Consider the following 12,555-nt stretch of genomic DNA (forward strand, 5'->3'; position numbering starts at 1 on the left):
TTCCCGGATGTTCGCCCCCTCCTTTCCTCTTTCCCGGTGACGCGTTTCCCGGTGCCGGGTTTCCCGGTGCCGCGCACGCACGCCGGTCACCGCCCTTACGAAGGAGAGTTCGCCCGATGACTGTTGATATCAGCCCGGAAGCACAGCCGGAGCCGCCTCGGCAGTCCAGCCTCAGCACGGCGGCCGCCCGAAACCTCGCCACCACGACCAAGTCCGCCCCGCAGATGCAGGGGATCACCTCTCGCTGGCTGCTGCGGACGCTCCCCTGGGTGGAGGCCAAGGGCGGCACCTACCGGGTGAACCGTCGGCTGAGCTACACGGTCGGCGACGGACGCGTGGAGTTCGTTCAGGATGGTGCCGACGTCCGGGTGATCCCCCGCGAGCTCGGCGAACTGGCCCTGCTGCGCGGCTTCGAGGACGTGGAGGTGCTGACCGCGATCGCCGGCCGGTGCGTCCAGCGCGACTTCCGCGCCGGCGAAGTGCTGGTCGAGCGCGGTACGCCCGCCCAGCAGATCCACCTGATCGCCCGCGGCCGCATCCGCCAGACCTCCGTCGGCAAGTACGGCGATGAGGTCGCCGTCGCCGTACTCGCCGACGGCGACCGGTTCGGTGAGAACGCCCTGTTGGACGCGGACACCCCGTGGGACTGCACCGCCACCGCCGAGACCGCCGGCACCCTGCTCACCCTGTCCCGCGCCGACTTCGCCGCCGTGCTGTCCGCGGCGCCGGGCCTCCAAGCCCACATCCAGCGGTTCAGCTCACTTCTCCGCCAGCGGCAGACCCGTCACGGCGAGGCCGAGATCGCGATGTCGGCCGGCCACGCCGGCGAGCCCGAGCTGCCCGGGACGTTCGTCGACTACGAACTGAAACCGCGCGAGTACGAACTCTCCGCGGCGCAGACCATTCTGCGGGTCCACACGAGGGTCGCCGACCTCTACAACGGGCCGATGAACCAGACAGAGGAGCAGCTCAGGCTCGTCATCGAGGCGCTGCGCGAGCGCCAGGAGCACGAGCTGATCAACAACCGGGAGTTCGGTCTGCTCCGCAACGCCGATTTCAAGCAGCGCATCCAGCCCCACTCCGGCCCGCCCACCCCGGACGACCTCGACGAACTGCTCTGCCGCCGCCGCGGCTCCAAGTTCTTCCTCGCCCACCCCAGGACGATCGCGGCGATCGGACGTGAGTTCAACTCCCGCGGGCTCTACCCGAACCACGTCGATCTCGGTGGGCAGCAGGTCCCGGCCTGGCGCGGCGTCCCGATCCTGCCCTGCAACAAGATCCCCATCACCAAGGAGAACACCAGCTCGATCCTCGTCATGCGCACCGGCGAGGACAACCAGGGCGTCGTCGGTCTGCGCCAGACCGGCCTGCCGGAGGAGTACGAACCGGGCCTGTCGGTGCGTTTCATGGGCATCGACGAAAAATCGATCACCTCCTACCTCGTCACCACCTACTACTCCGCCGCCATCCTTGTGCCGGATGCGCTCGGCGTATTGGAGAACGTGCAGATCGCCAGGCACGACTAGTCAGAAGGAGCCATGGATGCCCGCCCCTGAGCCTTCCCCTCCGCAGTCGAGCCTGCCTGCGGCCGCTTCCCGCTTCGAGGCACCGAGCACCGTCCTGGAACGGATCCTGCGTGGCCCCAGTGGCCTGGGCACGGCGAGCCTGCACCTGGCCCGGCGCGAGGAGCCGCCGACGCCGCTGGAACCGCCGGCGGCTCCGGCGGAAGGCAACCCGGTCCCGGGCCTCTACCACCACCCGGTGCCGGAGCCCGACCCCGCGCGGGTGGCGGAGGTCGGCCGCAGGATCAAGGCCTGGGCGTTGGACGAGGTCGACCTGTACCCCGAGGACTGGGAGGACCAGTTCGACGGCTTCTCCGTGGGGCGCTACATGGTCGCCTGCCATCCGGACGCTCCCACCGTCGACCACCTGATGCTCGCCGCGCGCCTGATGGTCGCCGAGAACGCGGTGGACGACTGCTACTGCGAGGACCACGGAGGCTCGCCCGTCGGCCTCGGCGGACGCCTTCTGCTGGCGCACACCGCCCTCGACCCCCTGCACACGACGGAGGAGTACCAACCGCGGTGGGCGGAGTCGCTCCATTCGGACGCGCCTCGACGCGCCTATCGCTCCGCCATGGAGTACTTCCTCCAAAAGGCCGGCCCCTCCCAGGCCGACCGGTTCCGGCACGACATGGCCCGTCTGCACATGGGGTACCTCGCCGAGGCCGCCTGGGCCCAGACGGACCACCTCCCCGAGGTGTGGGAATACCTGGCGATGCGCCAGTTCAACAACTTCCGTCCCTGCCCCACCATCACCGACACCGTCGGCGGCTACGAGCTGCCCGCGGACCTGCACGCCCAGCCCGCCATGCAGCGGGTCATCGCGCTCGCCGGCAACGCCACCACCATCGTGAACGACCTGTACTCGTACACCAAGGAACTCGCCGGCCCCGGTCGGCACCTGAATCTGCCCGTGGTGATCGCCGAACGTGAGGGCATCTCCGACCGCGAGGCCTATGTGAGGGCGGTCGAGGTCCACAACGAGCTCATGCACGACTTCGAGGCCGAAGCAGCGGCCCTGGCCGCCGCCTGCCCCGTCCCAAGCGTGCAGCGCTTTGTGCGGGGCGTGGCCGTGTGGGTCGACGGCAACCACTACTGGCACCAGACCAACACCTATCGCTACAGCCTGCCCGACTTCTGGTAAGAAGAATGGACTTATCCGTGACCAGCGCCGATCTCACCACCGTCCCCACCTCTACCAGCACCTCCGTGTTCATCCCCGCCCCGATGACGCCCTACCAGGGGGACATCGCCCGCTACTGGGACCGCGAGGCCAGGCCCGTGAACCTGCGTCTCGGCGATGTCGACGGCCTTTACCACCACCACTACGGCATCGGCGACGTCGACCACGCCGCCCTCGGCGACGCCGACGACAGCGCATACGAGAAGAGGCTGATCGCCGAGCTCCACCGCCTGGAGTCGGCGCAGGCCGGACTCCTCCTGGACCACCTCGGCCCCATTGAGCGCGACGACACCCTCGTGGACGCCGGGTGCGGCCGCGGCGGCTCGATGGTCATGGCCCACCAGCGCTTCGGGTGCAAGGTCGAGGGCGTCACGCTGTCGGCCAAGCAGGCCGACTTCGCCAACCAGCGTGCCCGTGAACTCGGCATCGAGGACCACGTCCACGCCCACGTCTGCAACATGCTCGGTACACCCTTCGAGACCGGGCAGGCCGCGGCCTCGTGGAACAACGAGTCGAGCATGTACGTCGACCTGCACGACCTCTTCGCCGAGCACTCCCGCGTCCTCGCGGTCGGCGGCCGCTACGTGACCATCACCGGCTGCTGGAACCCGCGTTACGGCCAGCCCTCGAAGTGGGTCTCCCAGATCAACGCGCACTTCGAGTGCAACATCCACTCCCGCCGGGAGTACCTGCGCGCCATGGCCGACAATCGGCTCGTACCGCAGGCCGTCATCGACCTCACTCCCGCGACCCTGCCCTACTGGGCGCTGCGGGCCACGTCCTCACTGGTCACAGGCATTGAGGAAGCGTTCATCAACTCCTACAAGGACGGCTCCTTCCAGTACTTCCTGATCGCGGCCGACCGCGTCTGACCGCCTGCCGGCCGAAAGGGCCGGGCCCGTCCCCGACGGGCCCGGCACCGCCGGTAGCCGGCGGAGAACCGAGCCCTGAACAGCGGTTTGCGTCGGCGTGTCCTCAGCCGGTGTAGCGCCGGAAGGAGGGGGCCGTGGCCGTCAGGGCGAGCATGATGACGGCGACCAGAAGCCCGCCCGCGGTCACCGCCAATCGGGGGCCGACCAGCGAGCCGGCCGTGCCGTGCAGCAGGTCGGCCAGGCGCGGGCCGCCGGCCACCACGACCGTGAAGATGCCCTGCATCCGGCCGCGCATGTCGTCGGTGGCGGCCGACTGGAGGATCGCCCCGCGGAAGACCATGGAGACCATGTCGGCGACCCCCGCCACGGCCAGGAAGGCCGCCGCCCACCACAGTCCGCCGCTCAGCCCGAACCCGGTGATGGCCAGCCCCCAGACCACCACGGCGGCGCTGACCATCAGCCCGTGCCGGCGGGCCCGCGAGAAGGTCCCCGACAGCAGCCCGCCGACCACCGCCCCGATGGGTATCGCCGCGAACAGCAGCCCGAGCGCGAACCCTTCGCCCCAGGGCGCGTACGTACTCGACGCCAGCTGCGGGAACAGCGCCCGCGGCATGCCGAAGACCATCGCGACGATGTCCGCGAGGAAGGACAGCAGCAGCACCCGCTGCGCCACGATGTAACGGAACCCGTCGGCCACCTCCCGCCCGCCGGCCCGCCGCCGGCCGCGTGCCTTGCCCTCACTGGCCCCGTCGCCCCCGTCCAGCGGGGGCAGCGCGGGCAGCCGCCACACGGCCCACAGGGTGACGCACAGCGCGACGGCGTCGATCAGATACAGCGTGGACAGTCCGATGAGCGGGATCAGCGCCCCCGCCAGCAGCGGCCCGAGGACCATGCCGGTCTGCGCGACGGTGGACTGCAGGGCGCCCGCGGCGGGCAGCTCCTCGGCGGGGACGAGCCGGGCTATCGAGGCGCTGCGGGCGGGGAAGTTGATGCCGAACAGGCCCTGCTGGGCGGCGAGCAGCACCATCAGCAGCGCCACCGAGTGGATCCCGGCGGCGGACTGCGCCCAGAACAGCACCGAGATGACGGCGATGCCCACGCCGGTGACCAGCATCAGGGTCCGCCGGTCCACCCGGTCGGCGACCGCGCCACCCCACAGCGCGAAGACCACGAGCGGCAGCAGCCCCGCGAAGCTCGCGTAGCCGACCCAGGCCGAGGAGCCGGTGAGGTCGTAGACCTGCTTGGGCACGGCCACCGCGGTGAGCTGGCTGCCGATCGTGGTGATGGAGGTGGACGCCCACAGGCGGCGGAACGGGCGGTGCCGCAGAGGCCGCACATCCATGACCCACCGCCGCCACCCCTTCCCGCCCGGCTCGTTCCCGTCCGGCTCGTTCCCATCCGGCTCGTTCCCATCCGGCTCGTTCCCATCCGGCTCGTTCCCGTTCGGCCCGGCGGGCTCGCCCTCGCTCGCCGGGCCGGCTTCCTCGTCGGTGCTCCTCGCGGTGTCCACGGCTGGGTTGATTCCTCCTACATCCATTCCGGAAACGGGACCATTGTGTCCCCGCCCCAGCCCCGGCGCGGAGTCATCTCACCCTCCGGCCACGAGGACGCTCATCTGTCCGCGAGCAACAGCGCCAAGGGCCCGGCCGGAAGAAGGAAGCGGCCTTGCGTGGCCGCGTTGATCGCGTCGCCCATCGGCCACCAGGAGAGTTCGAAGTCCTCCTCGGTGGGGGTGAGCTCCTGCGGCCCGCGAGTCAGGTGCCGGGCCTCGAAGAGGTGCACGCGCGCCGTCGACCCGAGAGTCATCGCCTACGAACCAAGGGCCCGCCACGCCCCGGCGGTGATCCCGGCCTCCTCCCGCAGCTCGCGGCGCGCGCACTCCTCCACCGTCTCATCGCCTGCCCGCCGCCCGCCCGGCAGGAACAGGTACTCACCACCATGGCGAGGGAAGACGGCGCTCAGCACGCCACCGTGCTCGCAGCGGAGCCTGCGCGGCGTACAGCAAGCATCTCCAAACGGCTCCTGGCCGTGAGCGCCCGCCTCTCCGAGCCCGTTTACGCGCGTTCACCAATGGTTCTTGATCTCCGCGAGAATGTCAGGGAAGTCTGCTCACGCCCCGCCCTCACGAACCCCCCGGAGCCGGCCAAGTGACGACCAATACGGAACAGCAGGACGCAGCCGTAGCCGACAGAAAACTCCTCGCGCGGAGCGCCTACTCGGACGGACGTCACCTGGCAGCACGACAGTCCATCTACCGATGGCAACAGCCCCGGTACGACCTACCGGGAATCGTCGCGGAGGAACTGGCGGGCACCCGCGGGACCGTTGTCGACATCGGCTGCGGCAACGGGAAGTTTGTCAGCCGACTGCGCAAAGATCGCCCGGACCTTCGCGTGGTGGGCGTGGACGTCTCGGAGGGGATCCTCGCCGACGTCGAAAATCCCGTCCTCGTGGCCGATGCCCAAACCCTGCCCCTCGCAAAGGGGACGGCCGACGCGGTCCTGGCCCTGCACATGCTGTACCACGTGGGGGACGTACCGGCCACGGTCCAAGAACTGGCACGGGTTCTCCGGCCGGGTGGCGTGGTCATCGCCTCGACCAACAGCACTACTGACAAACGGGAGATGGACCAGCTGTGGAAACGGGCCGCAGGGGACGTCCTCGGCATTCCCGAAGGGCCCACGCGGGTCTCCCTCAGTTCGCGCTTCTCACTGGAGGCAGCCCCTGACCTTCTCGGGACGGCATTCAGCGACATCCGCGTGCGGAAACTCCCCGGGATCATCGAGGTCACCGATCCGGCCCCGGTCGTCGCCCACCTGGCCTCGTACGAGGCGTGGGCCGAGCAGTGCGGTGTCCCGTTCGTGGAGACCGTGGCCAGGGCGCGCGAGTTGGTCGCCGATGCCATCTCCTCTGCCGGTTCGTTCCGCGTCACCTGCCTCGGCGGCATCCTGGTATGCCGGTCGTAGGCCCACCAAGCGGCGAGTCGGCTCACAGCAAGATGAGGCCGGTCAGGGGGGCGTGCGTGTGCCGTCCCAGGGACTCGTAGAGGGCCTTGCCCTCAACCGTCGCTCCGAGCACCGCGGTCCGGGCGCCCTGTTCGGCGGACGAGTTGGCCAGGGTGCATATGACCAGACTGCCCAGGCCCTTGCGCCGGTGGGTGGCAGCGGTCTCTGTCTGGCTCGACGGCGGCGGTGTGGCCGACCGGCGGGAGGGCAACCTGGCCGCGGGCGGCGAAGGCGCCCTCGGCCAGGGCGACGAGCGAGCAGGGGAAGCCGCTGCATGTTACACGTGGTGGATCTTGCCGGTGCGCGAGGTCAGGCGGGTGCCGCTGCCGCCCCAGCGGTCGGCGACGATCTCGGCGGCGATGCTGACCGCGGTCTCCTCGGGGGTACGGGCGCCCAGGTCGAGGCCGATGGGGGAGGCCAGGCGGGCCAGGCGGTCTTCGCCGAGGCCGCGCTCGCGCAGGCGGCGCAGCCGGTCCTCGTGGGTGCGGCGGGAGCCCATGGCGCCGATGTAGCCGAGCGGGAGGCGCAGGGCGACCTCGAGCAGCGGCACGTCGAACTTGGGGTCGTGGGTGAGGACGCAGACCACGGTTCGCTCGTCCAGCCGGCCCGCCTCCGCCTCGGCCCGCAGATAGCGGTGCGGCCAGTCGGCCACGACCTCGTGCGCCTCGGGGAAGCGGCGCCGGGTGGCGAAGACGGGGCGGGCGTCGCAGACGGTGACCCGGTAGCCGAGGAAGCCGCCGAGCCGGGCCAGTGCCGCCGCGAAGTCGACGGCGCCGAAGACCAGCAGTCTGGGCGGGGCGGCGTGGGCGGAGACGAACAGGGTCAGCTCCTGGCCGAGGCGCCGGCCGCCGTAGCCGTGGCGCAGGGTGCCGGTGCGCCCGCCGGCCAGCATGCCGCGCGCGGCCTCGGCGGCCGCCGCGTCCAGCCGCTCGGAGCCGAGCGACCCGGTGGTGCCCTCGGGCCGGACCACCAGGCGGCGGCCCAGCCTGCCCGCGGGGTCGGGGCCGTCGACGGCCACGCAGGTCACCTCGGCCACCGGCGCCCCGCCCCGGATCGCCGCGGCCACCTCGTCGAACTCGGGAAATGCCGTGGGGTCGATCCGCTCCACGTAGATGTCGATGACTCCGCCGCAGGTCAGCCCGACCGCGAAGGCGTCGTCGTCGCTCACCCCGTAGCGCTGGAGCACCGGTGTGCCCGAGGCGATGACCTCCTGGGCCAGTTCGTAGACCGCGCCCTCGACACAGCCGCCCGAGACGCTGCCGACGGCGGAGCCGTCCGGCCCGACCAGCATGCTCGTGCCCGGCGGCAGGGGTGAGGAGCGCCAGGTGTCCACGACCGTGGCGCGGGCGAAGGGCTCGCCCGCCTGCCACCACCGGTGCGCCTCCTCGACCGCCACCGGCATCTGGCCACCCGGGGTCCCGGCACCCGGCATCTCGACACGCGGCACCTCTGCCTCTGGCATGTCTGAAATTCCCTCAGCTCATGTAAGAGATTGATACATTGGATGTATGAGCCTCTCACATTCGTCTCCGAGTAGCGACATCACTTTGCGCATCAACGGCACCGAACACGCCCTGACCGTGGACAACCGGACCACCCTGCTCGACGTGCTGCGTGAGCGGCTGGGGCTGACCGGCGCGAAGAAGGGCTGCGACCACGGGCAGTGCGGCGCCTGCACCGTCCTGATGGACGGCGAGCGGGTGAACAGCTGCCTGATCTTCGCGGTGGCGGCCGAGGGGCGGGAGCTGGTCTCGATCGAGGGGGTGGCGGACCTGACGGAAGGCGCGGACCTGCACCCGGTGCAGCGCGCGTTCCTCGACCACGACGGGCTCCAGTGCGGCTACTGCACCCCGGGCCAGATCTGCTCGGCCATCGGGGCGCTCGGCGAGGCCCGGCGCGGCTGGCCGAGCCAGGTGACCAAGGACATCGCCGCCGCCGCGGGCGTCGGCGCGCTGGACCACGAGGAGGTCCGCGAGCGGATGAGCGGCAATCTGTGCCGCTGCGGCGCCTACGGCGGCATCGTGGAAGCGGTCCTGGAGGCGGCGGGCGCGGACGGGGGCGCGCGATGAAAGAGTTCGCATACGTACGCGCCGCCGACGCCGCCGAGGCGGCCGCGCTGGTGGCGGACCGGCCCGACGCCGTGTATCTGGGCGGCGGCACCAATCTGGTGGACCTGATGAAGCTCGGCGTCGCCGGGCCGGGCCTGGTCGTGGACGTCTCGCGGCTGGACCACGACCGGATCGAGCACCACGCCGACGGCTCGGCGCTGATCGGCGCCGCGGTGCGCAACGGCGAGCTGGCCGGCGACCCGGGCGTGCGGGAGCGTTTCCCGCTGCTGTCGCAGGCGCTGCTGGCGGGCGCGTCGGGGCAGCTGCGCACGGTCGCCACGGTGGCGGGCAACCTGCTGCAGCGCACCCGCTGCGGCTACTTCCAGGACGTGACCAAGCCCTGCAACAAGCGCGAGCCGGGCTCGGGCTGTCCCGCGATCGAGGGCGCGCACCGCGAACTCGCGATCCTTGGCACCTCCGAGCACTGCGTGGCCGGCCACCCGTCGGATATGGCGGTCGCCCTGGTCGCGCTGGACGCGGTGGTGCGGCTGCGGTCGGCGGACGGCGCCATGCGCACCGTTCCGGTGGAGGAGCTGTACGTGCTGCCCGGCGACACGCCGCAGCGGGAGACCGTGCTGGTCCATGGCGACCTGATCACCGCCGTGGAGCTGCCGGCGCCGCCGCCGGGCGCGGCGATGGCCTACCGCAAGGTACGCGACCGCCGCTCGTATGCGTTCGCGCTGGTCAGCGTCGGTGCGGCGGTGAGTGTGGACGAGGCGGGCCGGCTGGCGGACGTCCGGATCGCGCTCGGCGGCGTGGCGCCGCGCCCATGGCGGGCCAGGACGGCGGAGGACCTGCTGCGGGGGCGGCGCCCGGACGAGGAGACGCTGCGCGAGGCGGCGCGGGCCGAGCTGGCGGCCGCCCGCCCGCTGCGGGACAACGCGTTCAAGGTCGACCTGACCATTGATCTGATCGTCGCGGCCATCCGCGACCTGGTCGCGAGGAAGGACCGCGGATGACCACCGTCGAGCAGACGATCGGCGCCCCGCTGACCCGGGTGGACGGCCCCCAGAAGGTCACCGGGGAGGCGCTGTACGCCTATGAGTTCCCGACCCCGGACATCACCTATGCCTGGCCGGTGCAGTCGACGATCGCCCGCGGCCGGGTGACGGAGGTGGACGCGTCCGCGGCCCTCGCCCTGCCGGGCGTGCTGACCGTCCTCGACTCCGGCAACACCCCGCGGCTGAACGCGGACGCGGAGGTGAGCGCCGACCTGTTCGTACTGCAGTCCCCCGAGGTGGCCTACCACGGCCAGATCGTGGCGGCGGTGGTGGCCACCTCCCTGGAGTCCGCGCGCGAGGCCGCGGCGGCGGTGCGGCTGAGCTACGCGCCCGAGCCGCACGACGTGGTGCTGCGCGCGGACGACGAGGCGGCGTACGTCCCCGAGCGGGTGACCGACGGCGAACCCGGGTTCCAGGAGCGCGGCGATGTGGAGCGCGCCCTGGCGGCCGCCCCGGTGCGCACCGACGCCACGTACACCACTCCGGTGGAGCATCCGAGCCCGATGGAGCCGCATGCCACCATCGCCTCCTGGCAGGAGGGCCGGCTGACCCTGCACGACTCCAACCAGGGCCCGCGTATGGCCGCGCAGGTGATGGCCGGGCTGTTCGGGCTCGACCTGGACGCGGTGGAGGTGGTCACCGAACACGTCGGCGGCGGCTTCGGGTCCAAGGGCATTCCGCGCTCGCCCGCCGTCCTGGCGGTGCTGGCCTCCCAGGTCGTACGGCGGCCGGTGAAGATCGCGCTGTCCCGGCAGCAGATGTTCGCGCTGGTCCCCCACCGGGCGCCGACGATCCAGCGGATCAGGCTTGGGGCCGAGCGGGACGGCCGGCTGACCGCGATCGACCACGAGTCGGTGCAGCCGCGGTCGAGGATGCTGGAGTTCGCCGACCAGACGGTGTCCTCGACGCGGATGATGTACGCGGCGCCGGATGTCCGTACCACCGTGAAGGTGGCGCCGCTGGACATCATGACGCCCGCCTGGTTCCGCGCCCCCGGCCACACCCCGGGCATGTTCGCGCTCGAGTCGGCCATCGACGAGCTGGCCGTCGAGCTGGGCATGGACCCGATCGAGCTGCGCATCCGCAACGAACCGGAGCTGGACCCGGGCACCGGCAAGCCGTTCAGCAGCCGCAGCCTGGTCGAGTGTCTGCGCGAAGGCGCCGCGCGCTTCGGCTGGGAGCGGCGCGATCCGGCCCCGGGGGTCCGCCGGGAGGGGCGCTGGCTGGTCGGCACCGGCATGGCCGCCTCGCACCACCCCGACTACACCTGGCCCTCGACGGCCACCGCGCGCGCCGAGCCGGACGGGACCTTTGTGGTGCGGATCGGCGCGGTCGACATCGGGACCGGGGCGCGCACGGCGCTCACGCAGGTGGCGGCGGACGCGCTCGAGGTGCCCCTGACGCGGCTGCGGCTGGAGATCGGCCGGGCGTCGCTGGGCGTGGCGCCGTTCGCGGGCGGCTCGATGGGCACGTCCTCGTGGGGCTGGGCCGTCCACAAGGCGTGCCGCGCGCTGGTGGAGGAGATGCGCGGCTACGCGGGTGTCGTCCCGGACGGGGGCCTGGAGGTGATGGCCGACACCACCGAGGACCTCCAGGAGCGGGCGGATCTCTCACGCCACACCTTCGGCGCGCAGTTCGCCCAGGTGCGGGTGGACGCCGACACCGGCGAGATCCGCGTCGACCGGATGCTGGGGGTGTTCGCGGCCGGCCGGATCCTCAGCCCCACCACGGCCCGCTCGCAGTTCCTCGGTGCGATGACGATGGGGCTCTCGATGGCGCTGCTGGAGGTCGGCGAGGTGGACCCGGCGTTCGGCGACTTCGCCAACCACGACTTCGCGGGCTACCACATCGCCGCCAACGCCGATGTGCCGAAGCTGGAGGCGCACTGGCTGGACGAGCGCGACGACCAGCTCAACCCGGTCGGTGGCAAGGGCATCGGCGAGCTGGGCATCGTGGGCTCGGCGGCCGCGATCGCGAACGCCTTCCACCACGCCACCGGGGTGCGGGTGCGCGATCTGCCGATCCGGATCGAGCGGTCGCGCGAGGCCCTGCGGGCGATGCGCGACCGGGCCGGGGAGCGCGGAACGGGGGTCCGGTAAGGTCAGCCGGATGGCATACAGCGGCAAGGGACGCGGCGCGTACCACCACGGCGACCTTGCCGCCGCACTGGTCCGGGCGACGCTGGAGATCGTCGACGAGGTGGGGGTGCGCGGCTTCTCCGTGGCCGAGGCCGCGCGCCGCACCCAGGTGAGCCCCGGGGCGCCGTACCGCCACTTCGCCGACCGCGACGCGCTGTTGGCGGCCGCCGCTCTGGAGGTCTCGCGCAGGCTGCGGGCGATCCATCTCCAGGCCATGGCCACGGCCTCCTCGCCCCATGAGCGCCTCGCCATGGTCGCCGGCAGCTATGTGCGCGCCGCCGCGGTGCACCGGGGCGGCTTCGACCTGCTCTTCGCCCCCGGTCTGCGCGCCCACCACCTCGAACTGCGCAACAGCACCCGGGAGTTCATCGACCTGCTGCTGCCGAGCGCGTTCGAGGTGGTGCCGCAGGGTCAGGGGGCGCAGACCGCCGTCGAGCTGCTCGAGGCGCTCTCGGCGGTGGCGCGCGGCTATGTCGCCCTCCTGCTCGACGGGATATTCGGCGACCCCGGCGCGGTGGCGGCGGATGTCGCCGCCCGCGCCACGCGGGCGGCCCGTGCCCTCGTGGACGGCTATGGACTCCCGGATACGGCCCCTCTGTAGGCGAGCTGTCGACCGGTTGTAGGGAGCCGCTGGGACCGTCGTGGGCATGGGCGGCACACCCGATGTGCCACCCGGTCCAAGCCAC

At 71.8% G+C, this 12,555-nt stretch carries 12 protein-coding genes; 8 read left to right on the forward strand and 4 right to left on the reverse strand.

Features of this window, described 5'->3' with window-relative positions; translation table 11 throughout:
- Positions 1-116 precede the first annotated feature (116 nt).
- From ACWY4P_RS08110 to ACWY4P_RS08120, 3 genes are read left to right on the forward strand one after another with little or no spacing between them, the layout of a single operon-like run.
- Positions 117-1,526 carry a family 2B encapsulin nanocompartment shell protein gene (locus tag ACWY4P_RS08110; RefSeq protein WP_456209523.1) on the forward strand — a complete coding sequence of 470 codons (1,410 nt, stop codon included), beginning with the start codon at positions 117-119 and terminating at the stop codon, positions 1,524-1,526.
- A complete protein-coding gene (locus ACWY4P_RS08115) occupies positions 1,480-2,706 on the forward strand; it encodes a family 2 encapsulin nanocompartment cargo protein terpene cyclase (RefSeq protein ID WP_456209525.1) in 1,227 nt (408 codons plus the stop codon). The genes ACWY4P_RS08110 and ACWY4P_RS08115 overlap by 47 nt, the downstream gene beginning before the upstream one ends.
- Positions 2,707-2,711: 5 nt before the next feature.
- Complete coding sequence (locus ACWY4P_RS08120) at positions 2,712-3,617, forward strand: geranyl diphosphate 2-C-methyltransferase (protein ID WP_456209527.1); 906 nt, start codon at positions 2,712-2,714, stop codon at positions 3,615-3,617.
- 103 nt (positions 3,618-3,720) lie between these two features.
- Here ACWY4P_RS08120 and ACWY4P_RS08125 read toward each other — a convergent pair whose 3' ends face one another.
- The 3 genes from ACWY4P_RS08125 to ACWY4P_RS08135 form a co-directional block, all read right to left on the reverse strand.
- The gene (locus ACWY4P_RS08125; protein ID WP_456209529.1) at positions 3,721-5,127 is read right to left on the reverse strand and encodes an MFS transporter; all 1,407 of its coding nucleotides are present in this window, start codon (positions 5,125-5,127) and stop codon (positions 3,721-3,723) included.
- A 101-nt stretch (positions 5,128-5,228) separates the two neighbouring features.
- On the reverse strand, positions 5,229-5,423 hold the full coding sequence (locus ACWY4P_RS08130; protein WP_456209531.1) for a hypothetical protein: 195 nt from the start codon (positions 5,421-5,423) through the stop codon (positions 5,229-5,231).
- A gap of 3 nt (positions 5,424-5,426) precedes the next feature.
- Positions 5,427-5,582, reverse strand: coding sequence for an NUDIX hydrolase (locus ACWY4P_RS08135; protein ID WP_456209533.1), 156 nt, complete (start codon positions 5,580-5,582; stop codon positions 5,427-5,429).
- Positions 5,583-5,764: 182 nt separating this feature from the next.
- Here ACWY4P_RS08135 and ACWY4P_RS08140 point away from each other — a divergent pair, with 182 nt between their 5' ends.
- The gene (locus tag ACWY4P_RS08140) at positions 5,765-6,583 is read left to right on the forward strand and encodes a class I SAM-dependent methyltransferase (RefSeq protein WP_456209535.1); all 819 of its coding nucleotides are present in this window, start codon (positions 5,765-5,767) and stop codon (positions 6,581-6,583) included.
- 316 nt (positions 6,584-6,899) lie between these two features.
- Here ACWY4P_RS08140 and ACWY4P_RS08145 read toward each other — a convergent pair whose 3' ends face one another.
- On the reverse strand, positions 6,900-8,024 hold the full coding sequence (locus ACWY4P_RS08145) for an XdhC family protein (RefSeq protein WP_456212852.1): 1,125 nt from the start codon (positions 8,022-8,024) through the stop codon (positions 6,900-6,902).
- Between the two features lie 106 nt (positions 8,025-8,130).
- Here ACWY4P_RS08145 and ACWY4P_RS08150 point away from each other — a divergent pair, with 106 nt between their 5' ends.
- Genes ACWY4P_RS08150 through ACWY4P_RS08165 form a run of 4 tightly spaced genes read left to right on the forward strand, consistent with a single transcriptional unit; the run spans position 8,131 to position 12,470 of the window.
- The gene (locus ACWY4P_RS08150; protein WP_456209537.1) at positions 8,131-8,691 is read left to right on the forward strand and encodes a (2Fe-2S)-binding protein; all 561 of its coding nucleotides are present in this window, start codon (positions 8,131-8,133) and stop codon (positions 8,689-8,691) included.
- The gene (locus ACWY4P_RS08155) at positions 8,688-9,689 is read left to right on the forward strand and encodes an FAD binding domain-containing protein (protein WP_456209539.1); all 1,002 of its coding nucleotides are present in this window, start codon (positions 8,688-8,690) and stop codon (positions 9,687-9,689) included. Before ACWY4P_RS08150 ends, ACWY4P_RS08155 begins: the two co-directional genes overlap by 4 nt.
- Complete coding sequence (locus ACWY4P_RS08160; RefSeq protein ID WP_456209540.1) at positions 9,686-11,830, forward strand: xanthine dehydrogenase family protein molybdopterin-binding subunit; 2,145 nt, start codon at positions 9,686-9,688, stop codon at positions 11,828-11,830. Before ACWY4P_RS08155 ends, ACWY4P_RS08160 begins: the two co-directional genes overlap by 4 nt.
- A 10-nt stretch (positions 11,831-11,840) precedes the next feature.
- On the forward strand, positions 11,841-12,470 hold the full coding sequence (locus ACWY4P_RS08165) for a TetR/AcrR family transcriptional regulator (RefSeq protein WP_456209542.1): 630 nt from the start codon (positions 11,841-11,843) through the stop codon (positions 12,468-12,470).
- Positions 12,471-12,555 lie beyond the last annotated feature (85 nt).

The sequence above is a fragment of the Streptomyces sp. LZ34 genome (assembly GCF_053890475.1).

Coding starts and splice junctions, on each gene's coding strand:
- ACWY4P_RS08110 (WP_456209523.1), top strand. CDS start 117: ATGACTGTTGATATCAGCCCGGAAGCACAGCCGGAGCCGCCTCGGCAG.
- ACWY4P_RS08115 (WP_456209525.1), top strand. CDS start 1,480: ATGCGCTCGGCGTATTGGAGAACGTGCAGATCGCCAGGCACGACTAGT.
- ACWY4P_RS08120 (WP_456209527.1), top strand. CDS start 2,712: ATGGACTTATCCGTGACCAGCGCCGATCTCACCACCGTCCCCACCTCT.
- ACWY4P_RS08130 (WP_456209531.1), bottom strand. CDS start 5,423: ATGACTCTCGGGTCGACGGCGCGCGTGCACCTCTTCGAGGCCCGGCAC.
- ACWY4P_RS08145 (WP_456212852.1), bottom strand. CDS start 8,024: ATGCCGGTGGCGGTCGAGGAGGCGCACCGGTGGTGGCAGGCGGGCGAG.
- ACWY4P_RS08150 (WP_456209537.1), top strand. CDS start 8,131: ATGAGCCTCTCACATTCGTCTCCGAGTAGCGACATCACTTTGCGCATC.
- ACWY4P_RS08155 (WP_456209539.1), top strand. CDS start 8,688: ATGAAAGAGTTCGCATACGTACGCGCCGCCGACGCCGCCGAGGCGGCC.
- ACWY4P_RS08160 (WP_456209540.1), top strand. CDS start 9,686: ATGACCACCGTCGAGCAGACGATCGGCGCCCCGCTGACCCGGGTGGAC.
- ACWY4P_RS08165 (WP_456209542.1), top strand. CDS start 11,841: ATGGCATACAGCGGCAAGGGACGCGGCGCGTACCACCACGGCGACCTT.